Source organism: Streptomyces sp. NPDC048291 (genome assembly GCF_043201715.1).
In the GTDB taxonomy this organism is placed as follows: domain Bacteria; phylum Actinomycetota; class Actinomycetes; order Streptomycetales; family Streptomycetaceae; genus Streptomyces.
In genome coordinates this window covers 76066-99927 of the sequence record NZ_JBICZC010000001.1, presented here as the reverse complement: position 1 = coordinate 99927, position 23862 = coordinate 76066, and the positions used below count along the sequence as shown (strand labels likewise).

Here is a 23862-nt window from a genome sequence, read left to right as displayed (position 1 = left end):
TATTGCAGCGGTGCGCACGAAGAAGGAGATGCGCCGGTTCGCCGGCACCCTCGTCGATCCCATGCGCGTTCCGGTCCCCGCCGACCCCGAGGCCCTGTTCGACGCACTGGTCGACTCCGTCCGCCGCTGGCGGGGACGTGACGTCGTCGTCCGGCGCGAGGTGTTCCCGCCCCACACGGCGAGCGGGCTGTGGCTGGAGGGCGAGACGTACGACGTCATCGTCGTCGACAAGCGGGCCGCCGTCTGGCACCAGATCGTGATCTTCTGCCACGAGGTGTGGCACATGCACCAGCGCGACGCCCACTCCTCGCCCGCGTCGGCCGCCGACGGCAACCCCCGACCCGTCGCCGCGCGGACCGACTTCAGTCTCGCCGACGAGCAGGAGGCCGACCGCTTCGGCATGTTGATGAGCGGACGGCTGCGCCCCTGGCTGGAGGCCGCCGCGGACTCCGCCGCCCGGGACGGCGCGGCGGCCGGGGACGGCGACCAGGGCCTCGCCGGACGCATAGGCGCCGCCCTCAACTACCGCGGCACGAGCGGCGGTCCGGGAAGCGGACCAGGAAACAGATCAGGAGACGGACCGGGAAGATGAACGGCCTGATCAACTACGTCAGCTGCGGTCTGCTGTGGCTGGGCCTGCTGGTGAAGGCCCCCGACCTGGTCCACCACTGGCGCGACCCCTACCTGCGCGTCATCTGCGTGGTGCTGGGCCTGGCCGGCACCTGCTTCTTCCTCGGGGCACCGCCCACCGTCGGAGCGGTCAACCGCCTCAGCGGCGTCCCGAACCTCGCCGCCCCGCTGACCTACGCGTCGATCACCGCGTACAGCGCCTCCTCGCAGGTCCTGATCGTCTACTGGCGCGGCGGACCCCATGTGCACCGCACGGCCCGCCGCTGGATCGTGGGCTACGCCTTCGTCCTCGTCGGCATCGCGGCGATGTTCGCGCTGGGCGACACGCCCGTGGAGCGCCGCACCGACCTGGACACCTACTACGCGACCACCCCGTTCATCGCCGAGATGATCGTCCTGTACCTGGCCGGGCACCTCGCCGCCGTCAGCGTCACCGCGGTCTCCTCGCTGCGCTGGGCCCGGCAGGTGCACGGCTGGCTGCGGGCGGGCCTGGTCGTCCTGGGCATCGGCTCGCTGTGCGGCTCCGGGTACAGCCTGCCCAAGCTCGCCGCCGTGGTCGCCCGCTGGTGCGGCCTCGACTGGTCGTGGGTCAGCACGACGGTGTCACCTGCCGCCGCCGGGGTCAGCGCGCTGCTGACCGTCGTCGGCGTGCTGACCCCGCTGACCGGGCCCCGGCTGACGCAGCGGTGGCGGGCACGGCGGACCTTCGCCCGCCTCGAACCGCTGGAACGGGAGCTGGACGAACTCCTCACCCGGCGCGCGCTGCGGCTGCCCCGGCCGCGCTGGTCCTCCTCCGCCACCCGGCTGGTGTGGCGCCAGACGAGCATCCACAACGCGCTCGGCCACCTGGACGCGTTCTTCGACCGGGCCCTGTACGAAAGGACGTTGGAGACCGCGGCGCGGACCACGGACGACCCGGAGTGGGCCGAGGCCACCGCGTGGGCGGCGGTGATCGCCGCGGCCGTGACGGAGGAGCGCGACCGGCCCGCGCCCGCCGGGGAACCGGACTGGTTCGCGGACCGGACCCCCGCCCCCGCGCTGCTCGTCCGGGTGGCCGACGCCCTGGCGCTGTCCCCGCTCGTCGCGGACGCCCGGCTCCGCACCGGTGCGACGGAAGGGAGTACCCGGGCATGAGCCTCGTGGTGTACGTCGCGGGCGCCGTCTTCGGGCTCTCCTGCGTCGTCCTGCTCCGCAGACCCCTCACGGCCCCGCGCAGCCCGCTGACCGTGTCGACCTGCGCCTCGATCGTCCTGGGCGCCCTGGTCTTCGTCTGCTCGGCCCCGCTGACCCTGTCCGCCGTCAACCGCCTCACGGGCATCGCGAACTTCGGCGCCCCCCTCACCTACGGCATGCTCTCGGCGTACAGCTGCTCCCTGCTCGTCCTGCTGATCAACTGGCGGGGCGGGCCCCCGGCCCGGATCCGCCGGCTGGTGCTGCGCAGCATGGCCGCCTACGGCGCGCTGATCGCCGCCATCGTCGTGCTGTTCACGCTGGCCGGCCCGAGGGTCGAGCGGCTCACCGACCTCGACACGTACTACGCGAACACGCCGTACATGCGCGAGTTGATCGTGCTCTACCTGCTCGGGCACAGCGCGGCCACTCTGGTGATGTGCGCCGTGTGCGTCACCTGGGGCCGTGAGGTGACCGGTCTGCTCAGGACCGGGCTGCGGCTGATCCTGATCGGGATCCTGCTGGACGTGGTGGGCTTCCAGCTCGCCAAGTACACGGCACTGGCGGCCCGTTGGTCCGGTCACGACCTCGACTTCCTGTCCACCTCCGTCGCCCCGCCGATGGCCTCGCTGGGCGCCCTGACGTGTTCCGTGGGCTTCGTCCTGCCGAGGCTGCTGCCGGTGGCCCAGTCCTGCCGACGGGACCTCGACGACCTGCGCGGCCTCGGCCCGTTGTGGTCGGAGGTGCGGTTCGCCTCCCTCGCGCCGAAGCCGCCCATCGCCGTCTGGCAGCCGCCCCGGGTACGCCTGCACTGGCGCGAGGTCTCCATCCACGACGGCCTGTTGGCGCTGGCCCCCTACTTCGACGACGGGGTGCGCGAGCGCGCCCGGGACACCGCCCTGCACGAGGGCCGCTCCGCCCACGAGGCCCGTGTCGCGGCCGAGGCCGCCATGGTGAGCGACGCGGCCCGCCGCGCCGCCGCCCACGAGGAGCCCCGCACCGCCCCGAGCACATACCGGCTCTACGCCACCGAGGTGGCCGGCACCGGCGGGCTGGTCGAACTGGCGCGCGCGCTCACCCGGTCACGCCTCACCGCCACGGTGCCGGAAGGTACGGTGAGGGCCACCCCGGGGTGACCCCCGTCCCTGGCTGCACCCCTGACTGCACACACCCCCTGACTGCACACCCCTGACCGGACACAAGGAGCCCCATGCCGCGGAGAGCTGTCGTCATCGGTGCCGGACTGGCCGGCATGCTGGCCGCTGCCGCGCTGTCCGGCCACGTGGACGAAGTGGTCGTACTGGACCGGGACGAACTGCCCGACGGGCCCGAGCACCGCAGGGGTCTCCCGCAGGGCCGCCACGCCCATCTGCTGATGTCCGGCGGTCTGGCCGCCATGGAGGACCTCCTGCCCGGCGTGAGCATGCGCGAGCGGCTGCTCTCCGCCGGCGCCCACGAGATATCCCTCGGCTCGGGCATGCTGGCGCTGACGCCCGAGGGCTGGATGCACCGCTGGCGGCACGACGGCCCCCTGGTGATCACCTGTAGCCGAGCGCTGCTGGACTGGGTGGTCCGCACGGAGGTGCTCGCCCACACCAAGACCGAGATCCGCACGGCACAGGCCCTGTCCCTGACCGGCACCGCGCACCGCGTGACGGGCGTGCGCATCTCCTCGAAGGCCTCGACCACCGACGAGGAGACGGTGCTCGACGCCGACTTCGTGGTCGACGCCGGCGGTCGCGGCTCGCGCGTCGTGCGCTGGCTGGAGGCGTTCGGGATGACCGGCATACCCGAACGGACCGTCGACTCCGGGCTCGTCAACGCGACCCGGATCTACCGCAGGCCCGAAGGCGCCGAGCACTTCCCGCTCACGGTGCTGCACGCCGACCCGTACGCGTCCCGGCCGGGCCGCAGCGGCATGGTCCTGCCCATCGAGGGCGACCGCTGGATGGTCAGCCTGGCCGGCACCCGGGGCGGCGAACCGCCGTCCGACCCGGAGGGCTTCCTGGAGTACATCCGCAAGCTGCCGGACCCCATCCTCGGCCGCCTCGTCTCCGGCGCCGAACCCCTGACCGACATCCACACCAGCCACAGCACGCACAACGCCCGCCGCTATCTGGAGAAGGCCCGCACCTGGCCGGAGGGCCTCGTCGTCCTCGGTGACGCCCTGGCCACCTTCAACCCGGCCTACGGACAGGGCATGTCGGTGGCGGCACAGGGCGCCCGTAGCCTCTCCCGTGAACTGGACCGGGCCGGCCTCGCCGCCTCCGGCCTGTCCCGCCGCGTGCAGCGCGGGGTCGCCGGCGTCGTGGAGGGCGCCTGGGCCACGGCGGTGGGCCAGGACGTCTGGTACCCCGAAACCCGCGGCGGCGAGCCGAGCGCGGCGGACCGCCTGGTCACCCGCTACTCGCGCCGCCTGCTGAAGGCGGCCACGGGTTCCTACCAGGCGGCGGCGGCCCTGTGGGACGTGAGCAGCCTGGAGACGGGCCCGTCACGGCTGCTGCGCCCCACCGCGATCCTGGCCGCGCTCAACGGCCCGCTGCTGCCTCCGCTTTCGGGCCCGCCGCTGACTCCGGCAGAGCAAAAGATCCTGGACCAGCTGAGCGCCCCGTAGCCGAGCGCCCCGTCAGGGGCGCGGGGAACTGCGCGGCCAGCCCCCACGGGCCCGCAGGCGAAAGGCAGTCGGCCATCCGCGGCGCCGTCGTGGCCGGTCGCGCAGTTACCCGCGCCCCTGAAAAAAGGGGCGTTCAGCCTTGGAAAGCCGGTTGGGGCAGGCCCCTGCCCGCGCCCGGGATCACCAGGAGGGAGCCCGCCGTCGGGTGCGGGCGGTCCAGGCCGACCCGGGCCGTGGTGACGTAGAGGTCGGTCAGGTCGGCGCCGCCGAACGCGCAGGCCGTCGTGAGCGTGGCGGGCAGGGCGATGACGCGGTCCAGTTCGCCGTCGGGCGTGTAACGCCGCACCGCTCCCCCACCCCACAGCGCCACCCACACACAGCCGTCCGCGTCGACCGTCAGGCCGTCCGGGAAACCGGCCTCCTCCTCGATCGTCACGAACGGGCGGCGGCCTGCGGGGAGTCCGTCGGCGTGGTCGAAGACGTCCACCCGGCGGGTCGGCGTGTCGACGTAGTAGACGCGGCGGCCGTCCGGGCTCCAGCCGATGCCGTTGCTGACCGTGACGTCCGGCAGCAGCGTCGTCGCCGTGCCGTCGGGTGCCACCCGGGTGAGCGTGCCGCCCCCGGTCGCCTCGTCGTAGCGCATCGTGCCGGCCCACAGCGAGCCGTCGGGGGAGACGGCCGCGTCGTTGGCGCGGCGGCCCGGGACCGGCTCGCGGTGCAGCCAGCGGAACGTGCCGTCGGGGTCGAGGAGGCCGACGCCGTCCCGGAGGTTGAGGACCAGGCCGCCGCCGGTGCGCGGCTTGACCGCGCCGACGTGCTGGTCGGTGGTGCGGATCGTGCGGTGGCCGCCGGCCGGGTCGTAGGTGTGGATCCGGGAGCCGAGGACGTCGATCCATATCAGGCGGCCGGTCGCCGGGTCCCAGGTGGGGCCCTCGCCGAGGGTCGCCTCCGCGGCGACCGCGACCTCGTACGCCGTCGTCGTCACCGTCGTCATGCCACGCTCCGGTGGCCGAGGCGCTCGGAGAGTTCGGCGGCGCCCTTGGCCGCGAGCTGCTCCAGCTCGTCGCGGCGCTCGTCGCTCCAGCGGATCATCGGGACGGAGATGGACAGCGCCGCGACGACCTGGCCGGTGCGGTCGCGGACCGGTGCGGCGACGCAGGAGACGTCCGGGTTGGACTCGCGGCTCTCCACGGCGATGCCGCGCGCGCGGATCTCCGTGAGGGCCTCGCGCAGGGCGTCCGGCTCGGTGATGCTGTTCGGGGTCATCGCGACGAGGTCGGCGCCGTCCGGGATCCGCGCGGTCAGCTCCGGCTCCGGCAGTGAGGCCAGCAGCATCTTGCCGACGGAGGTGCAGTGGGCGGGCAGCCGGCGGCCGGCGGCGGAGACCATGCGGACCGCGTGCGTGGAGTCGACCTTGGCGATGTAGATGACGTCGGTGCCTTCGAGGATCGCCACGTGCACGGTCTCGTCGCAGGTCTCGGCGACGGACCGGGCGACCTGCTGGCCCTCGGCGGCGAGGTCGAGCTGTTCGGCGTACCGGCTGCCGAGCTGGTACGGCCGGACGCCGAGCCGGTAGCGTCCGGGCTGTCCGGGTACGGGGACGATGTACGACCGGGCGGAGAGCGTGGTCACCAGCTCGTGCACGGTGGTCCGCGGCAGCTGGAGTTTGCGGACTATGTCGGGGGCGGAGAGGGTCCCGTCCCCGTCCAGAAAGAGCTCAAGAATGTCGAGAGCCCGGGTCACGGCAGGCACGAGGCGTCCCACGTCCGGCCCCCTCCCTTGGGTCTAGGCGCCGGATATCGGTGCGGCGCGCGTCTCAGCTGCGGAGCCGTTCGAGATATCAACAGGCGATCGGCATGACGAACACAGGCTAGCCATCGGGGATTCCGTGGGCAATGGCCGGGAACCAGCCGGGTACACGCACGTGCACCATGGGTGGCATGGAACTGGACTTCCAGCTGGTGCTGCTGCGGCGCATGGCCGACCACAACCCGGACCTGGTGGAGGACGCCCGGCGCACGCTGGGCGCGTCGATCGCGGACATGCGGGAGGCCAACAAGCGCTGGCAGGCGATGGCCCGCTCGCCCCGGTCCCGCACGGCCGCGGCCCGCTACCGCTCGGTCCTCGGCCCGCCCGAGTGGGAGACCAAGCGCACCGTCGGCGACCTGGAGTGCGCGGCCTGGCAGTGGCCGCTCCCCCTCTGGCCCACCCTCCGCTTCGAGGTCATGGTCGGCCCCGGCGGCGCGGCCTGGAACGAATGGCTGGTCCGCGCCCCCGACGTCCCGGCGCCGAGACTGGAGACGTACGACGACCTCACCCCCTGGTCCTGCACGGTCGACGAGGCCGCCCGCGCCTTCGCCCCGGCCCGCCCCCTGGAGGGCACAGCACCCACGCGCTGGGGCCTCACCTTCAAGGTGCCCGACGGCCGTCAGGTGGTCGCCGAGTTCACCTGGGGGCTGCTGCAACGCACCGCGGTCATCGACGAGCCGCGCCGATGACCGCCTCGGTCACCGCGGCCACCGATCCCGGGTGCAGGAACAGGAACAGGTTCGGCTCGACCAGCTCCAGCTCCATCACCTGCGGCTGCCCGTCCGCGCCGTCGACCAGGTCCACCCGGGCGTACAGCAGCTCGGGCGCGTCCGGTACGGCGGCCAACGCGCGCTCCGCCACCGCGAGTTCGGCCGGAGTCGGGGTCCAGACCTCCAGGTCCGGGTGGGCGACCTTGTCCGCGTCGTACGCCGTGCCCGGCGTGAGCACGGCCCGCTTGCGGCTGGCGTGCAGCAGCCGCCCGCCGAAGAACTGCAGCGCCCGCTCGCCGCTGACGTCGATCCCGGCGACGTACGGCTGGACCATCGCGGTCAGCCCCTCCTCGTGCATCCGGGCCAGGTGCCGTACGGCCGTCCCGTGCTCGGCGGGCGTGTAGCGGGCGGCGAACCGGGCGCCGGCGCCGAAGGTGGGCTTGACCACGAAGTCGCGGTCGGCGGGGAGTTCGGCGGCCGGGTCGCCGGGGGCCAGGTACCGGGTCGGGACGACGGGCACACCGGCCGCCGCGAGGTCACCGAGGTACCGCTTGTCGGTGTTCCACCGCACCACCTCGGGCGGGTTCGCGATCCGGGTCGCCTTCCCCACCCGCTCCACCCACGGCAGGAACTCGTCCGTCCGCCAGGCGTAGTCCCAGGTGGAGCGGATGACGACCAGGTCGTAGCGGCCCCACTCCGTCCCCGGGTCGTCCCACGCCCGGGCGACGGCCTCGGCCCCCGCGTCGGCCAGCGCCCGCAGCAGCACCGGCAGGTCCTGGTCCTTGCCGGGTTCCGTGCCGGGGTCGTAGGTGGCGAGGGCTATGCGAGGCACGGCGGAGGCTCCCTTGGTCGTCGGCGACTGCGTTCCTTCCTCCGGCAGGCTAACCCGGGAAGGCTGTTGACCTTCCCCTTCGGTGAAGCCCCAGCATCGATGGCGGACGTCGGGGAACTGGAGGCGGAGCCGGTATGGAATGGCTGACCATCGGGGCCTTCGCGAAGGCGTGCCGGCTGTCGCCGAAGGCGTTGCGGCTGTACGACGAGCTGGACCTGCTGCGGCCCGCCCGGGTCGACCCGGAGACCGGCTACCGGTACTACGCCGCCGCGCAGCTGGAACGCGCCCGGCTGGTGGCCTGGCTGCGGCGACTGGGCATGCCGCTGGCGCGGATCCGCGAGGTGTGCGCGCTGCCGCCTGCGTCGGCCGCCCGGGAGGTGCGGGCGTACTGGGCCCGCGTCGAGGCGGAGACCGCCGTACGGCGGGACCTGGCCGTGTTCCTCGTCGACCACCTGTCAGGAGAGTCGAGAAGGGAAACGACGACGATGCTGGAACTGCGTTATGCCGCCCGCTCGGACCGGGGGCACGTCAGGCCGTCCAACCAGGACACCGCGTACGCGGGGCGCCGGCTGCTGGCCGTCGCCGACGGATGCGGGCCGGCCGGGGCGACGGCCAGTGCGGTCGCCGTGGCCGCGCTCAAGCCCCTGGAGGCGGCCGAGCTTTCCTCGGGCAACGTGCTGAACCTCCTGGAGGACGCGGTGCGTTCGGCGGCCGAGGCCGTACAGGGGGTGGCGGAGGGGAGCGCGGACGTGGGGACGACGCTCACCGCGCTGCTGTGGACCGGGTCCCGGCTGGCCCTCGTGCACATCGGGGACTCGCGCGCGTATCTGCTGCGGGACGGGGAGCTGTTCCGGATCACGCACGACCACAGTGTGGTGCAGACGCTGATCGACGAGGGCCGGCTGACGCCGGAGGAGGCCGAGAGCCATCCGCAGCGCATGCTGCTGGCGAAGGCCCTGCCGGGCGGCGCCGCCGACACCCCGGACCTGAAACTGCACGAGCCCCGGGCCGGCGACCGCTACCTGGTCTGCTCGGACGGGCTGACCAGGGCGGTCCCCGACGAGCGGATCCGGGAGCTGCTGGGCGAGGGCGAGCCGGATGACGCGGTCCGGGTCCTGGTCGACGCGGCCAACGAGGCGGGCGGCACCGACAACGCGAGCGCAGTCGTGGCCGACGTCGTCCCACCTGCCGGCCCACCCGTCCCGGTCGGATAGGAGGCAGGAGGCCGGGGAGAGCCGGACCCGAACCGGTCTCCCCGGCCCACGGGCCCGGCAATGTGATCAACGTCGTGGTGCGGTGCGCGAGTGGGACGCCCTCGGCGGGGGATGGCTGGTGTAGGAAGAGGCTGTCGAGGTTCCGGACGGTGAGGAGTCGTCGCGTGTCGTTTCTGTTTCCGGCTCTGGTGGACGGTCCGGGCGAGCGCAGCGAGATGGGGGTCCCCCCGGACGAAGTCCGGGGGAAGGTCGCCCTGCGGTTCGGGGCGCGGTCGCTGACGTACGGGCAGCTCGCCGCCGCGGCCGGGGCCGTCGCCTGCCGGGTCCGGGGCGCCGAGCGGGTCGCGGTGTGGGCGACGCCGGAGCTGGAGACGGCGGTGGCCGTCGTCGGGACCCTGCTGGCCGGTCGGGCGGCCGTACCGCTCAACCCGAAGTCGGGCGAGAAGGAACTCGCGCACATCCTCGCCGACAGTGCACCGTCCGCCGTACTGGCCGCGCCCGGCGCCGAACTCCCTGACGCGCTCGGCGGGTTGGAGCGGATCGACGTCGACGCGGCGGCCGTGGGTCCGCTGCCCGAGGACCGTACCGCCGAGTCCGACCCGGCCCTCGTCGTCTACACGTCAGGGACCACCGGGCCGCCCAAGGGCGCCGTCATCCCGCGCCGGGCGCTCGCCGCCACCCTGGACGCGCTCGCCGACGCCTGGCAGTGGACCGGGGAGGACGTCCTCGTGCACGGGCTGCCGCTGTTCCATGTGCACGGGCTGGTGCTGGGCGTCCTCGGGCCACTGCGGCGCGGCGGCTCGGTCCGGCACCTCGGGCGGTTCGACACCGACGGGGTCGCGCGCGAACTGACCGACGGCGCGACCATGTTCTTCGGCGTCCCGACCATGTACCACCGCATCGCCGAGGCGCTGCCCGCCGACCCCGCACTGGCGAAGGCGCTCGGCCGGGCCCGGCTGCTGGTCTCCGGCTCGGCCGCGCTGCCCGTCCACGACCACGAGCGGATCGCGGCGGCGACCGGGCGGCGGGTCGTCGAGCGGTACGGCATGACGGAGACCCTGATGAACACCAGCGTGCGCGCCGACGGGGAGGCGCGGGCGGGGACCGTGGGGGTGCCGCTGCCGGGCGTGGAGCTGCGGCTGGTGGAGGAGGACGGGACGCCGATCGCGGCGTACGACGGGGAGACCGTCGGCGAGATCCAGGTGCGCGGCCCGAACCTGTTCACCGAGTACCTCAACCGGCCCGACGCCACCGCCGCCGCCTTCACCGCCGACGGCTGGTTCCGCACCGGCGACATGGCGGTGCGCGAGCCGGACGGCTACGTGCGGATCGTGGGGCGGAAGGCCACCGACCTGATCAAGAGCGGGGGTTACAAGATCGGGGCCGGTGAGATCGAGAACGCGCTGCTCGAACATCCCGGGGTGCGGGAGGCCGCGGTCACCGGGGAACCGGACGCGGACCTGGGCGAGCGGATCGTTGCCTGGGTCGTACCGGCGGACCCCCAGTCGCCGCCGTCGGCCCAGGAGTTGGCGGACCATGTCGCCGGACGGCTCGCCCCGCACAAGCGGCCCCGCGTCGTCCACTACCTGGACGCCCTCCCCCGCAACGACATGGGGAAGATCATGAAGCGGGCCCTCGGTGCCTGAGCCGATGCCCGAGCCGATGCCTGAGCCCACGCCCGGGCGGCTCTCGGCCCGCCACGTCCTCGGCCTCGTCACCGACCCCGGCAGCTTCGCCGAACTCCCGCACCCGGCGCGGCGGTCACCGCCCGACGGACCGCTCGGCTGGCAGGGCTACGACGCCTCGCGCGCCCGCGCCGCCGAGCGCACCGGCGAGGAGGAGTCCGTCGTCGTCGGCACCGCCCGCGTCGGGGGCACGGCGGCCGTGCTGATCGCCTTCGAGTTCGGCTTCCTCGGCGGCTCGCTCGGCGAGCGGACCGGCGACCTGCTGGAGGCGGCCTACGTCCACGCCCGCGCCCACCGGCTCCCGGTCGTGCCGCTGGTCGCCACCGGCGGCAGCCGGATGCAGGAGGGCATGCTCGCCCTGTCCCAGCTCCAGCGGGTGGCCCGCCAGTCGGCGCTCACCCGGGAGGCGGGGCTGGCGCAGGTCGCGGTCCTGCGCGACCCGACGACCGGCGGCGGCTGGGCCACCCTCGGCGCCGGCGCCGACGTGATCCTGGCGCTGCCCGGCGCCCAGGTGGGCTTCGCCGGCTCCCGGGTCCGCCCGCCGGACGCCGACCCGGCCGCGTACACGGCGGAGGCGCAGCTCGCGGCCGGGGCGGTGGACGCCGTGGTGCCCCTGGCGCAGCTGAAGGAGACGCTCGGGCTGTGGCTGCGGCTGCTGACCGCGCCCGCCCCGATACCCGCCGACCCGCCGCTCGCCCTCGGCGCCGACGCGCTGCCCGCCACCGGCTGGGCGGCCGTCCGGCGCGCCCGCGCCCCGCACCGCCCGCGCGCCGAGGCCTACCTGGACGCGTACTTCGCCCGCCGGGTCGCCCTGTCCGGCGACCGGTGCGGCGGGGCGGATCCGGCCGGGATGCTGTGCGGGTTCGGCGAGCGGGACGGCCGTACGGTCGCCTTCGCCGCGCAGACCGGGACGGCGACCAGGCCCGCCGGGTACCGCACCGCCGCCCGCCTGATAAGGCTCGCGGACCGGCTGGGGATCCCCGTGCTGACCCTCGTCGACACCCCGGGCGCCGCCAACGACGCCGAGGCGGAACGGCAGGGCGCGGGCGCCGCCATCGCGGAGCTGTTCGGGGAGGTCGCGGCGGCCCGGACGCCGATCACCACCCTCGTCGTCGGGGAGGGCGGCTCGGGCGGCGCGCTCGCCCTGGCCGCACCGGGCAACACGTGGGCCACCCCGGACAGCTACTTCTCCGTCATCGCCCCGGAGCTGGCGGCGGCGATCCTGAAACGTCCCCCACGGGAGACCGAGGCCACCGCCGCGCAGCTGCGCATCCGGCCCCAGGACCTGGTGGAGCTGGGGGTGGTCCGGGGCATCGTGGGCCACGCCACGACCGGCTCCACCACGCCCCTGCCGCCCGGCTGACCTCTCGGGCCCGCACCGCCCGGCTGACCTTGCGGGCCCGCACCGCCCGCCCGGTCGGCCTCCCGAGCCCGTACCGCCCGCCTGACCTGCCGGGCGGCCGGTCCGCCTGACCTGCCGGGCGGCCGGTCAGGCCCTGTGCGGCCCGAAACCCCCCGTTCAGCCGCGCCCCGCCCGGCCCCTCCCCGCAGGCGCGCCGCTCCGATCCCCCGGAGGATGCGAAGCAGGCCGCCGTCCGGCGGTGTCACCCCACACGGCCAGCGCACCGGGAGGATCTGCCGTGACCGTCAGCCTGGAGCAGTTGCGCCGCTGCCATTTCGCCGTCGATATGGGGGCCGCCCGCACCCGGGTGTACGTGAAGGGCATGGGCCTGGTCGTCGACCAGCCTTCCGTCGCCGCGATGAACACGCGTACCGGCTCCCTGATCGCGGTCGGCGAGTTCGCGGAGAAGATGACGGGCCGTACCCCCGACTACATCCGTGTCGTCCGGCCCGTCTCCGGCGGAACCGTCGTCGACATCGAGATGGCCCAGCGCATGCTGCGCAACCTGCTGGGCGACAAGATCCGCCGTTCGCTGCGCCGCAAGCCCCGGCTGCGGGCGGCGGCCTGCACCCCGCACGACGCCGACCCGCTGGCCCAGCGGGCGACCATCGAGACGCTGGTGGGGCTGGGGGCGCGACGGGTGGAGCTGGTCGACACCCTGATCGCCGCGGCGGTGGGCTGCGGGCTGCCGGTCGAGCGGCCGGAAGCGAGCATGATCCTCGTCTGCGGGGCCGCCGCGACGCAGGTCGCCGTGCTCTCCCTCGGGTCGATCGTGTGCGCCGAACGGATGCCCGTCGGCGGGGAGGCCGTGGACAACGCGATCGTGCAGCACCTGCGGCACGAGCACGCGCTGATGCTGCCGAACCAGTCGCTGCGCCCCCTCGAACTGGCCCTGGACGGCAACGGCCTCACCCCCTACGGCCCGGCCTCCGCCGAGATCCACGGGCGGGACGTGGTCACCGGGCTGGCCCGGAGCGTGCGGGTCGACACCGCCGCCGTCCGGGAGGCCATCCAGACGCCCCTCATGTCCGTCCTGGACGGCATCGGCAAGGTGCTCCGGGACTGCCCGCCCGACCTGGTCGCGGATCTCGCCGACCGGGGCATGATCATGGTGGGTGGCTCGGCGCTGCTGCCCGGCTTCGACCAGTTGCTGCGGGAGGCCACCGGCATGCCGGTGCACATCGCGGAGCGGCCGGACGTGTGCGCCGTGCAGGGCGTCGGGGCGATGCTGGAGGGCCGGATCGAGCCGCTGGTGCTCGACCCGCTGGCCGCCTGAACACCCGCCCCGCCCCCTCGCGCCGCCCCTCGCCGCCCCGCGCCCGGGCACCGACGTGAGTCGACGCGCCCCCTGCGCGCCTTGCCGCCCCTCGATTAGGGTGGACTTACCGATGGTGACGGGAGGGGACGTTCCGTGACAGCCGATATCGCCATGTTCACCGGGTACCTCGCCGAGGCGGCCCCGGTCCCCCGCCCCGCCGTCACCCACCTCGCGGTCACCCGCGTCGGCGTGACCGGGCACCGTGCGATCCCGCCGTCCGTCCTGCCCCTCGTCCGCTCCGCCCTGCGCCGTCGATTCAGCCGCAGCGACGTGGCGTGGGAGGCCCTGAGCTGCCTCGCGGCCGGCGCCGACCAGCTGTTCGCGGACATCGCCCTGGCCCACGGCGTCCCGGTGACGGCCGTCATCCCGGGCATGGACTACGAGGCCCACCTGGGCGACGAGGCGACCCGGACCGCGTACCGCAGACTCCTGCGGTCCTGCACGGCCCGCGTCGACCTGCCCGTCCAGCCGACGCACGAGCAGGCGTACTTCGCGGCGGGCTGCTGGGTCGTGGACCACTCCGACCACCTGATCGCCGTCTGGGACGGCCGCCCGGCGCGCGGCCTCGGCGGCACCGGCGACGTGGTGGCCTACGCGCGGCGCAAGGGCGTGCCGGTGACGGTGCTGTGGGAGGCGGGGGTGCGGCGGGACTGACGCGGGCCCGCTCGCCAGGACGCGGGCGTGTGGGGCGACAGGAGGGGCGTGCGAGGGCGTCAGGCGGCCTCAGCTGCCGAAGCGCACCAGCCACTCCGTGTGCGCCGGGGACATCAGGCGCTCCGTCTCCCCCACCGCCTCGGCCCAGCCCGCCTCCGTCACCGTCGTGTTCATGGCGATCCGGGCGGTCTCCAGATCCTGTTCGATGAGGGAGTGGGCCTGCGTCAACGGGCCGTGCCGGCGTACCTCCTGCCAGGCGACACCCGCCGCGGCGGCCGCGCTGAGCAGCCCCGCGAGGTCGGCGCCGCCGAGCAGGCCGACGGTCCGCAGCAGGGCGGCGGCGAGGGCGAACAGGGTCAGCGCCGCGGTGACGGAGGACCAGCGGGCGGCGGCGCGGTGCGCGCGGGCGGCCCGGTTCTTGTACCAGACCGCCTGCTCCAGGAGCCGGTCGCGCAGGTAGAGGTCGCGGCGGGCCGCGTAGGACTTGGCCCGCTCCGCGCGCATCCGCGGGGTGATCTGCCCCTTCCCCCGCTCCCCGGGGTCGCGGGAGTCCTCCCAGCCGCATTTGCGCAGCTCGTGCAGGCGTTGCTCCAGGCGCTCGGCGAACACCGCGTCCGGGTCGGCGACATGGGAGTGCAGGGAGCCGCCGTGCACCATGTACTCCCAGGCCAGCGACTTGAGCAGCTCGGCGACGGCCCGGTGCGCCTGCCAGTGGGCACGGGACCGGCGGCGCGAGGTGCTCAGGCCGAGGGCTATCGTCAGCCCGTAGAGCACGGCGGCGAGCACCGTCATGACGTGACCCGACGCCTGTTCGGTCAGGACGGCGGCCGTGGTGGCCAGGAGCAGCAGGATCAGGTGCGTACGCACCGCACGGAACGAGTCGCTCTGATGGCGTAACGCCCACTGGTCACTCACCTGGAACAGCGGCGGCAGGTCCTGTTCGCCCAGTGTCGTGCCCGGTACCGGAGTGGTAGCGGCCCCCATGAACGCCCCCCGAATGCCCTGCGCGCCTTTGAAGGCCCTTGCGCGCCCCCGACAAAATGGCCTAAGAACACAATGAGTGGGGAAAGCAGCCCCGTGCACAAGAGGTTCGCGGGGCATTCCTGGTATAGGGTCCGCACCATCGGGACCAGTCTCGGTTCCGCGCACCCGAACCGGAGCGACGAAACATCATGCCCAACGCGACGCACTCCCTCGCCCCCGCGCCGGCCCCCCGGCACACCCGCCTGGCGGACATCGACCCGTACGAGGCCTCCGTGTCGCGCGACGCGGGTCGCGTGATCGACGTTCCCGACCACCACGCGAGCCGGTCGATCACGTTCAACTCGGCGGCCTGAGCAGCGGCGAGGACGCGCGAAACAGCACCCGGACGTGGGTGCGCCGGCGCTCGCCCGCGCCGCCCGTGCCCACGTCGATGCGCCGACGAGGCGTCAATGTTTCTCGCAGTAATACTGTTTGGGCCACCCCGGGAGTGGGAAGCGTGCCAAACTTTCTCCAGTGACGAGCCAGTCGCCCGACGACCCACCTCTGAGACAGCTGGTCCTCAAGATCCACAGCAGGTGTGATCTGCTCTGTGACCACTGTTACGTGTACCAGCACGCCGACCAGAGCTGGCGGTCCCGCCCGACCTTCATCCGTCCGGAGACCGTGCGCGCCGTCGCCGCCCGGCTGGCCGAGCACGTGGAGTCCCGGGCCCTCGACTCCGTCTCGGTGATCCTGCACGGCGGCGAACCGCTGCTGGTCGGCCCGGCCCGGCTGCGGGACATCTGCGCGGAACTCACCCGCGCGCTCTCCCCGCTGACCGCGCTCGACCTGCGCATGCACACCAACGCGGTCACCCTGAACCGGCGGCACCTGGACGTCTGCCGGGAGTTCGGGGTCCGGGTCAGCGTGTCGCTCGACGGCGACCGCGCGGCCAACGACCGGCACCGGCTGGACCGCAGGGGCCGCAGCAGCCACGACCGCGTGGTCCGCGGCATCCGGCTGCTCCAGGAACCCGAGTACCGCCACCTGTTCAGCGGAGTGCTGTGCACGGTGGACGTGGCGAACGACCCGGTCGCCGTGCACGACGCCCTCACCGAGCTGGCCCCGCCGCGGATCGACTACCTGCTCCCGCACTCCACCTGGGACAGCCCGCCGCCCAACCCGGCCGGCACACCGACCCCGTACGCCGACTGGCTGCTCGCGGTCTTCGACCGCTGGGAGCGGCAGGGCCGCCCGATGCCGGTGCGGACCTTCGACTCGGTGCTCAGCACGCTGCGCGGCGGACCGCCCCTGACCGAGGCGCTCGGGCTGGCGCCCAGCGACCTCGCCGTGATCGAGACGGACGGCACCTTCGAGCAGGCCGACTGGCTGAAGACCGCCTACGCGGGCGCCCCGGAGACGGGCTACGACGTCTTCCGGCACGGTTTCGCGGAGTTCGCCGCGCACCCCGGTGTGCAGGCCAGGCAGCAGGGGGTCGACGGACTGAGCGACACCTGCCGGAGCTGCCCGGTGGTGCGGTCCTGCGGCGGCGGCCTGTACGGGCACCGGTACAGCTCGGCGAACGGCTTCGACAACCCCAGTGTCTTCTGCGGCGACCTGCGCTCCCTGGTCGAGGGAGTCGCCGACCGGGTGACCGACCGCAGGTTCTCGCCCGCGGTCCTGGGCTCGGCCCAACTCTCCTGGGCTCAGCTGGAGTTGGACCGGGTACTGCTGCGCAGGACGCAGGAGCACCTGGCGTCGGAGCCGGACTGGGCGGACGCCTGGCGGCTGCTGCTGGCCCTGGACGCCGGCGCCGAAAGCTCCCCGCAGCTCGACGCGGTGCTCGCCCACCCGTATGTGCGCACCAGCCTCCAGCGCTCGCTGCGCGGCCCCGCCGACACGGCCCGGTTCATGTCGCTGGCCGCCGCCGCGGCCCTGCGGGCGGGGGCACCGGCCACGCTCTCCTGGGACCAGCCCGGCACCCGGCTGCACCTGCCGACCTGGGGCACCTACCGCCTGGCCGCCGCCGGCCGCGTCGAGGTCACCGTGGCGCCGGACGCCTTCCGGGTCCGCGAGGACCGCGGGTCCGCCGGGAGCTGGGTGCGCCTGGACGAGGTCCCCGTCTCCGCGCGCTGGCGCCCCGCCGACCGGCTGCCGGTCCAGGACGGCCCGCTGGTCGACGACGCCGACCCCTACCGCGACTGCTACCCGTTCCCTGTCGCCCCGCCGCTCGAGTGCGGCGAGTTCGCCGAACGGATGGCCCGGGCCTACGAGTTGCTGGCCAAGGACGCGTCGGACCGGCACTCCGACCCGGAGGCGTTCCGGCCCACCGTCCTCACCCCGCTGGCGGCGGGCAGCGGTCTGGCCCTCGGCAGCCACGGGTTCGGGGCGCTGGGCGTGGCGGTCGACGTGACCCCCGAGGAGTTCGCCCGGGAACTCCCGCGCATCGGCCGCCGGGCCCGTCTCACCGCGTTGCGCGAGACGGCCGACCTGCACCGGCCGGGCAGCCCGGCCGGCGCCCTGCTGGACCGGGCGGACGACGGGCTGGGGCGCCGGGCGCACGAGGAGGCGGCAGCCGCGCTCACCGCCCTCACCCTGCTGCCGGAGTCCGAACTGACGTCGACCGGGGCCGTGTTGGTGGCCCGCATGTGGTCGCAGTGGTCGAGTGTCTGCGAGGGACCATGACCGAGGTGGCGCAGTCGGCGGAAGCGGAACTGGGCGGCTTACTGCGCTCGTTGGGCGTCCGGCGGGGCGGGGTGCTGATGGTGCACGCCTCGCTGGGCGGCACCGGGGCCGCCCCGGAACCGGTCCGGGACGAGCTGCTGGCCGCGCTCGGCCCCGCGGGCACCCTGATCGTGCCCGCGTTCACGCCCGAGAACTCCGACACCTCCCGCGCCTACCGGCAGGCCGTCGCGGGCCTGAGCGAGGCCGAGGCGGCCGCGTACCGCCGGTCGATGCCGCCGTTCGAGCCGGACGCCACCGGGTGCCCGACGATGGGGGCGCTCGCCGAGTGCGTACGGTCGACGCCCGGTGCGGTGCGCAGCGCGCATCCGCAGACCTCCTTCGCCGGACTCGGGCCCGGGGCAGCCACGTTGCTGCGCGGGCACGCACTCCGCAACCACCTGGGCCGGCGCTCCCCGATGGCGCGGCTGTACGCCGCCGACGCCCAGATCCTGCTGCTGCGGGTCGGGTTCGAGGTGTGCAGCGCGTTCCACTACGCCGAGTACCTCACGCGTCCCAGGCCGCCCCGGCGCACGTACCGGTGCGTGGTGGGCGACAAGGGGAACTGGGTCGAGTACCGGGATCTCGCCCTGGACGACAGCGACTTCGGGGAGATCGGCTCCCGGCTGCCGGACGGGATGCGCACCGTGGCCGAGTGGGCGTCGCGGGCGGTGGTGCTCTGCCGTATCCGGGACGTGGTGGACCACGCCAAGGGGCAGATGTCTCGATATCGTCGTGCTTTGGCCTGAAAACAGTGAACCGGAAACGGCGTCCGTCGGGCACATTGTTGAGTCCGGCGGAGGCACGCACCGGCTACGGGGGCGGTCCAGCGGCTTGCCGACGGGCAGGGGGACGTGCGGACATGGGGGAACGGGTGCAGGATCGGGTTCCGGACAACCGGCCCTATTTCTTCCTGTCGTACGCCCACACCCCGCAGTGGGGCCCGGACAGCGGCGACCCGGACCACTGGGTGCGGGTCCTCTTCAACGACCTGTGCAGTCACATCGTGGCCCTCACCGACCTGCCCGCGGGTTCACCGCCCGGCTTCATGGACCGGGAGATGCGCTCCGGGGAGGGCTGGCCGGAGAAGCTGAGCGAGAACCTCGCCGTCTGCCGGGTGTTCGTGCCGCTCTTCTCGCCGCGCTACTTCTCCAGCGAGATGTGCGGACGCGAGTGGTACGCGTTCCACGAGCGGATGCTGAACGCCAGGACCAGCGGGACGGCCACCGCCTCGGCCATCGTGCCCGCCCTGTGGACGCGCGTCGACATGCGCGAACTCCCGGACTCGGTACGGCACATGCACATCGAGGACGCGTCGTCGGGCGGGCGGTACCTCAACAACGGGATCTACGGGCTGATCAAGCTCAGCCGGCTGCGCGACGAGTACGACGAGACCGTGTTCGGGCTCGCCGAGCGCATCGTGCAGGCGGCCCGCGAGGCCCGGCTGCCGCCCGGCCGCCCCCGGGACTACGAGAGCACCCCGAGCGCCTTCAAACCGCGCGGCGCCGGCCCCCGGCACATCCGGCTCACCGTGGCCGCCCCCACCGAGGACTCCGTCCCGCAGCACCGCGACGCCCGGCCGTACGGCGACGACGCGCTGGACTGGAACCCGTACCACACCGAGTCGGCCCGCGCGCTGTCCACACACGCCGAGGAACTGATCCGCTCGCTGGACTACCGGGTGACCGTCGCCGCCTTCGACGACGAGAACCCCGTCGAGGAGCCGCGCGGATCCGGCGAGCGGCAGCCCGGCATCCTGCTCGTGGACCAGTGGGCGCTGAGCGACGAGGAGCGCCGGAGCAGGCTGAAGACGTTCGACGCGTACGCCCGCCCGTGGGTGAGCGCGATCGTGCCGAGATGCCGGGCGGACCTGCAGAACCACGGGCAGGAGGGGCGCCGGCTGGCCGAGGAGCTGGAGCGGGCGATGCCGGGCATCCTGGAGCGGGCCCGGCGCGGCGACACCCGGACCGCCGTCAACGGCGTGCCCACGCTCAAGTCCTTCACCAAGGTGCTGCCCGAGGTCGTGGCCTACACGACCCGGCAGTTCCTGAAGAACGCGGAGGTCCGACTGCCGCCGGGCCCGCACTTCCCCAGACCCCGTCTGGCGGACCCCTACCTGCCGTCCGGCCCGGACGCGGGAGACGACCCCGGAGGAGAGGCATGACGGCCGCAAGGGACGGACGCATCATCACCTTCTACTCGTACAAGGGCGGCACCGGCCGGACGATGGCGCTGGCCAACACGGCGTGGATCCTCGCCGCCAACGGCAAACGGGTCCTCGCCGTGGACTGGGACCTGGAAGCCCCTGGGCTGGATCGTTTCTTCCATCCGTTCCTGGACCCCAACGTGCTCACCGCCACCGGCGGCGTCCTCAACATCCTCCAGGACTACGCCTGGGCGGCCACCGACGGAGTCAGCCGCCCGGGGCCGTGGCACCTGGAGTTCGCGGACGTGGAGGAGCACGCCGTCTCGCTCTCCCCGGAACGCCAGGGACTCGCCTTCGAGCACGGCGGCTCGCTCGACTTCCTCTCCGCGGGCCGCCAGTTCCGCGCCTACACCGGCACCGCCTCCTCCCTGGAATGGGACAACTTCTACGACCGCCTCAACGGCGGCATGTTCCTGGAGGCACTGCGCGACAACATGAAAGGGCTGTACGACTACGTCCTGATCGACTCGCGCACCGGCCTGTCGGACACCGCGGACATCTGCACCCTCCAGATGCCCGACCTCCTCGTGGACTGCTTCACCCTCAGCGACCAGTCCATCGACGGCGCCGCCGAGGTCGCGCACAGCGTCGCCGACGAGCACCGCAAGCGGCGGATCCGGGTGCTGCCCGTACCCATGCGTGTCGACGACGGCGAGAAGGACAAGGTCGAGGCGGGCCGCGCGGTGGCCCGGCTGAAGTTCGCCGGGCTGCCGAAGGGGCCGAACGGCGAGCGGCTGAGCGCCGACGAGGTCACCGCCTACTGGGGCAGCGTCGAAATACCGTACAAGCCGTACTACGCGTACGAGGAGACCCTCGCCGTCGTCGGTGACAAGAAGGGCGACCCCAAGTCGCTGCTGGCCGCCTTCGAACGGCTCACCGCGGCCGTGACCGACGACGAGGTCACCGCGCTGCCGCAGATCCCGGAACCGGTGCGGCTGCGCAGCCGGGACGCGTTCATCCGGCGCCGGCCGCAGGCCAACGGGGCGCGGGTGGAGGTCGTGTACGCGGCGGAGAACCGGATGTGGGCCGACTGGATCGAGTCGCTGCTGAAGCGGGCGGGCTGCACCGTCACGCTGCACGACCTGGCCGCCGGGCCGCCCGAGAGCCCCGACCCCGGCACCCGGGTCCTGCTCCTGTGGTCCAGGGCACTGTACGGTTCCCGGCACACCGGGAGCCTGCCGAACCCGTCCGCCGGCGGTGACGGGCTGTCCGGATCGCTGCTGTCGGTACGGGTGGACGAGGTCCAGCCGCCGGACTCGTACCAGCACCGGTCCGACCTCGTCGAACTGCACGGTCTCGACGAGGCCGGCTGCGAGAACGAGTTGCTCGGCGCGCTCGAACTGCCCGGACAGGTACCGAAGGGCGGACCGGCGGCGCCCCGGTTCCCCGGCCACGCACCGGACCACTGGAACGTGCCGCAGCGCAACAGCACCTTCACCGGCCGCGGTTACATCCTCGAAAAGGTGCGCGAGCAGCTGCGCAGCGGCATGACCGCCGTACTGCCGCAGCACCAGGCGCTGTTCGGGATGGGCGGGGTCGGCAAGACGCAGATCGCGCTGGAGTACGTGCACCGGTTCAGCGCCGACTACGACCTGGTGTGGTGGGTGCCGGCCGAGAACATCGACAACGTGGTGTCCACGCTCGCCGAACTCGGCTCCCGGATCGGCGCGCCCGGCGGCGAGGACATGGCGCTGGCCAGCAAGGAAACCGTCCGCATGCTGTCCCGGGGCAACCCCACCAAGCGGTGGATCCTGGTCTTCGACAACGCCGACGACCCGGAGGACCTCGCCGACTACATGCCGGCCACCGGCGGCGGGCACATCCTCGTCACCTCGCGGAACCAGTCGTGGTCGGACAAGGGAGAGACGCTGCCGGTCGACGTCTTCCAGCGGCAGGAGAGCGTCGAGCACCTGTCCCGGCGCGCCCCGGGGCTCAGCCCGGCGGAGGCCGACCAGGTCGCGGTCGCCGTGGGCGACCTGCCGCTCGCGGTGGAGCAGGCCGGGGCCTGGCTGGCCGAGACCGCCATGCCGACGGCCGAGTACCTGCGCCGCCTCACCGAGGAGACGGCCGCGGTGATGGGGCTCAACCAGCCCGCCGACTACCCCGACACGGTCGCCGCCACCTGGAACATCTCGATCGAGCGGCTGAAGGAGCGTTCGCCCGCCGCGGTCCGGCTGCTCCAGCTGTGCGCGTTCCTGGCCGCCGAACCGATCTCCTCCGAACTGCTCTACGAGAGCGACCAGATGCTCCTCGCCCTCGACGTGCCGGAGAGCCTGCTGATCGGTCAGCTGGTGCGGGAGATCGGCCAGCTCGCCCTCGCCAAGGTCGACCAGATCACCCGCTCGATCCAGGTGCACCGGCTCGTGCAGGCGGTGATCCGCTCCCAGATGTCGGAGGACGAGCGGCGCACCACCCGGCACGCGGTGCACAGGATCCTCAGAGGAGCCCGTCCCAAGGGCGACGAGCCCACCGACAACCGCGAGAGCTGGCCGCAGTTCGACATCATCTGGCCGCATCTGGCCGCCTCCGACCTCCGCAACTGCACCGAGTCGGAGCCGCGCCGGCTGCTCATCGACCGCGTCCGCTACCTGTGGAAGCGCGGCGAGTTCCCGCGCGCGCAGCGGCTCGCCGAGGAACTCCTCGACCACTGGAGGCAACCCCTCGGCGAGGACGACGAGCAGTACCTGTACCTGCGCTGCCAGCTCGCCAACGTGCTGCGCTCCCAGGGGCTGTACGTCGAGGCGCGGAAGGTGGACGACGACGTGCTCGCCCGGCAGCGGCGGCTGCTCGGCAACCGGCACCCGCACACCTTCATCACCACCTCCGGCCTGTCCAGCGACCTCGCGGCGCTCGGCGAGTACACCAAGGCGGTGGAGCTGGCGAAAGAGGCGCACGACGGCTTCAGCGAGCTCTTCTACGAGACCCACCCGCGCACCCTGAACGCGGCCAACAACCTCGCCCTGGCCCTGCGCATGGTCGGCAGGTACCGGGACGCCCGGCAGATCGACGACGTCACCTTCGCCCGCCGCACGGAGGTGCACGGCGCCGACCACATCTACACGCTCTCGTCCGCCGAGAACCTCGGCCGCGACCTGCGCGAGGTCGGCGAGTACACCGCGTCGGTGGCCGTGCTGTCCACGGCCTACGACCAGCACAAGCGCGTGCTCGGCAAGGACTTCCCCGGCACCCTGCGGTGCGCGAAGTCGCTCGCGGTGTCGCTGCGCAGGGCGGGCCAGCTGGAGGACGCCCGGCGGCTGACCTCCGCGACCCTGGACCAGTACCGGGCGCAGTACACGGCCTCCACCCCGGACTTCCTCGCCTGCGAACTGAACCGCGCCGCGGACCTGTTCGCGGCCGAGGACCGGGAGGGCGCGCGCGACGTCGCCCAGAAGGTGCTCGCCGAGTACGTGAAGAAGCCGGGCGAGGCCCACCCCTACACCCAGGCCGCGATGAACAACCTCGCCGTCTTCCACTGGGGCTGCGGTGACAGCGAGCAGGCCGAGGAGGTGTTCCTGAAGGTGCTGGACCGCATGACCGACGTACTCGGCGCCCACCACCCGCACACCCAGTTCTGCTCCGCCAACTACGCGATCGTGCTCGCCGAGACCGGCCGCCCGGAGAAGGCCTGGGAGCGGGAGCGGCACAGCACCGACGCGCTCCGCGCCGACCTCGGCGCCCAGCATCCCGAAACCCTCGCCGTGGTCAGCAACAGCGCGCTCACCCTGACCGCCCTGGGCCGCCTGGACGAGGCCCGCGCGCTGCGCGACGAGGCGATCGGCAGGCTGAAGGGGCTGCGCCGGCAACTCGGCGAGCACAACGGCATCACCCGCTTCGCGCTGGAGGAACGCAGGGTGTACCGGGACCTGGAGCCGCTCGCCGTGTGACCGCGCACGGCGGGCGGCACGGCGGTCGGCACGGCGGTCGGCACGGCGGC

At 73.5% G+C, this 23862-nt stretch carries 19 protein-coding genes; 15 read left to right on the top strand and 4 right to left on the bottom strand.

Annotation, left to right across the window (positions count from 1 at the left end; genetic code table 11):
- Window positions 1-10 precede the first annotated feature (10 nt).
- The 4 genes from ACGF5O_RS00375 (at window position 11) to ACGF5O_RS00360 (ending at window position 4414) form a co-directional block, all read left to right on the top strand.
- Window positions 11-592 carry a toxin gene (locus tag ACGF5O_RS00375; RefSeq protein ID WP_393807700.1) on the top strand — a complete coding sequence of 194 codons (582 nt, stop codon included), beginning with the start codon at window positions 11-13 and terminating at the stop codon, window positions 590-592.
- The gene (locus ACGF5O_RS00370) at window positions 589-1764 is read left to right on the top strand and encodes an MAB_1171c family putative transporter (protein WP_393807699.1); all 1176 of its coding nucleotides are present in this window, start codon (window positions 589-591) and stop codon (window positions 1762-1764) included. Before ACGF5O_RS00375 ends, ACGF5O_RS00370 begins: the two co-directional genes overlap by 4 nt.
- The gene (locus ACGF5O_RS00365; protein WP_393807698.1) at window positions 1761-2936 is read left to right on the top strand and encodes an MAB_1171c family putative transporter; all 1176 of its coding nucleotides are present in this window, start codon (window positions 1761-1763) and stop codon (window positions 2934-2936) included. Before ACGF5O_RS00370 ends, ACGF5O_RS00365 begins: the two co-directional genes overlap by 4 nt.
- 74 nt (window positions 2937-3010) lie before the next feature.
- A complete protein-coding gene (locus tag ACGF5O_RS00360) occupies window positions 3011-4414 on the top strand; it encodes an NAD(P)/FAD-dependent oxidoreductase (RefSeq protein ID WP_393807697.1) in 1404 nt (467 codons plus the stop codon).
- Between the two features lie 133 nt (window positions 4415-4547).
- Here ACGF5O_RS00360 and ACGF5O_RS00355 read toward each other — a convergent pair whose 3' ends face one another.
- On the bottom strand, window positions 4548-5408 hold the full coding sequence (locus tag ACGF5O_RS00355; protein WP_393807696.1) for an SMP-30/gluconolactonase/LRE family protein: 861 nt from the start codon (window positions 5406-5408) through the stop codon (window positions 4548-4550).
- Window positions 5405-6178: an IclR family transcriptional regulator gene (locus tag ACGF5O_RS00350; RefSeq protein ID WP_393807695.1), complete on the bottom strand. Its 774-nt coding sequence runs from the start codon at window positions 6176-6178 to the stop codon at window positions 5405-5407. The genes ACGF5O_RS00355 and ACGF5O_RS00350 overlap by 4 nt, the downstream gene beginning before the upstream one ends.
- 131 nt (window positions 6179-6309) lie before the next feature.
- Between ACGF5O_RS00350 and ACGF5O_RS00345 the strand changes: the two genes are divergently transcribed.
- Window positions 6310-6912 carry a hypothetical protein gene (locus ACGF5O_RS00345; protein ID WP_393807694.1) on the top strand — a complete coding sequence of 201 codons (603 nt, stop codon included), beginning with the start codon at window positions 6310-6312 and terminating at the stop codon, window positions 6910-6912.
- Here ACGF5O_RS00345 and ACGF5O_RS00340 read toward each other — a convergent pair.
- Window positions 6890-7765, bottom strand: a complete 876-nt coding sequence (locus tag ACGF5O_RS00340) for a RimK family alpha-L-glutamate ligase (RefSeq protein ID WP_393807693.1) — start codon at window positions 7763-7765, stop codon at window positions 6890-6892. The two genes, ACGF5O_RS00345 and ACGF5O_RS00340, sit on opposite strands and share 23 nt — an antisense overlap.
- A 134-nt stretch (window positions 7766-7899) precedes the next feature.
- Here ACGF5O_RS00340 and ACGF5O_RS00335 point away from each other — a divergent pair, with 134 nt between their 5' ends.
- The 5 genes from ACGF5O_RS00335 to ACGF5O_RS00315 all read left to right on the top strand — a co-directional run bounded on the left by ACGF5O_RS00335 (window position 7900) and on the right by ACGF5O_RS00315 (window position 14038).
- Window positions 7900-8979, top strand: coding sequence for a MerR family transcriptional regulator (locus ACGF5O_RS00335; protein ID WP_393807692.1), 1080 nt, complete (start codon window positions 7900-7902; stop codon window positions 8977-8979).
- Window positions 8980-9143: 164 nt separating this feature from the next.
- Complete coding sequence (locus ACGF5O_RS00330) at window positions 9144-10625, top strand: acyl-CoA synthetase (protein ID WP_393807691.1); 1482 nt, start codon at window positions 9144-9146, stop codon at window positions 10623-10625.
- Between the two features lie 16 nt (window positions 10626-10641).
- On the top strand, window positions 10642-12027 hold the full coding sequence (locus ACGF5O_RS00325) for a carboxyl transferase domain-containing protein (protein ID WP_393807690.1): 1386 nt from the start codon (window positions 10642-10644) through the stop codon (window positions 12025-12027).
- A gap of 277 nt (window positions 12028-12304) precedes the next feature.
- On the top strand, window positions 12305-13342 hold the full coding sequence (locus ACGF5O_RS00320) for a rod shape-determining protein (RefSeq protein ID WP_393807689.1): 1038 nt from the start codon (window positions 12305-12307) through the stop codon (window positions 13340-13342).
- Between the two features lie 135 nt (window positions 13343-13477).
- Window positions 13478-14038 carry a hypothetical protein gene (locus ACGF5O_RS00315; protein WP_393807688.1) on the top strand — a complete coding sequence of 187 codons (561 nt, stop codon included), beginning with the start codon at window positions 13478-13480 and terminating at the stop codon, window positions 14036-14038.
- A 69-nt stretch (window positions 14039-14107) separates the two neighbouring features.
- On the opposite strand, the gene ACGF5O_RS00310 is transcribed toward ACGF5O_RS00315, so the two are convergent.
- On the bottom strand, window positions 14108-15022 hold the full coding sequence (locus tag ACGF5O_RS00310; RefSeq protein ID WP_393807687.1) for a DUF4231 domain-containing protein: 915 nt from the start codon (window positions 15020-15022) through the stop codon (window positions 14108-14110).
- Between the two features lie 188 nt (window positions 15023-15210).
- Here ACGF5O_RS00310 and ACGF5O_RS00305 point away from each other — a divergent pair, with 188 nt between their 5' ends.
- The 5 genes from ACGF5O_RS00305 (at window position 15211) to fxsT (ending at window position 23812) form a co-directional block, all read left to right on the top strand.
- Entirely contained in the window at window positions 15211-15375 is a 165-nt protein-coding gene (locus tag ACGF5O_RS00305; RefSeq protein WP_362645855.1) for a hypothetical protein, read from the top strand.
- 160 nt (window positions 15376-15535) lie between these two features.
- Window positions 15536-17686, top strand: coding sequence for a radical SAM/SPASM protein FxsBH, inactivated beta-hydroxylase extension form (gene fxsBH / locus ACGF5O_RS00300; protein ID WP_393807686.1), 2151 nt, complete (start codon window positions 15536-15538; stop codon window positions 17684-17686).
- Entirely contained in the window at window positions 17683-18471 is a 789-nt protein-coding gene (locus ACGF5O_RS00295) for an aminoglycoside N(3)-acetyltransferase (RefSeq protein WP_393807685.1), read from the top strand. The genes fxsBH and ACGF5O_RS00295 overlap by 4 nt, the downstream gene beginning before the upstream one ends.
- A 113-nt stretch (window positions 18472-18584) precedes the next feature.
- Window positions 18585-19886, top strand: a complete 1302-nt coding sequence (locus ACGF5O_RS00290) for a TIR-like protein FxsC (RefSeq protein ID WP_393807684.1) — start codon at window positions 18585-18587, stop codon at window positions 19884-19886.
- Entirely contained in the window at window positions 19883-23812 is a 3930-nt protein-coding gene (gene fxsT, locus ACGF5O_RS00285) for an FxSxx-COOH system tetratricopeptide repeat protein (protein ID WP_393807683.1), read from the top strand. Before ACGF5O_RS00290 ends, fxsT begins: the two co-directional genes overlap by 4 nt.
- The last annotated feature ends 50 nt before the right edge of the window (window positions 23813-23862 follow it).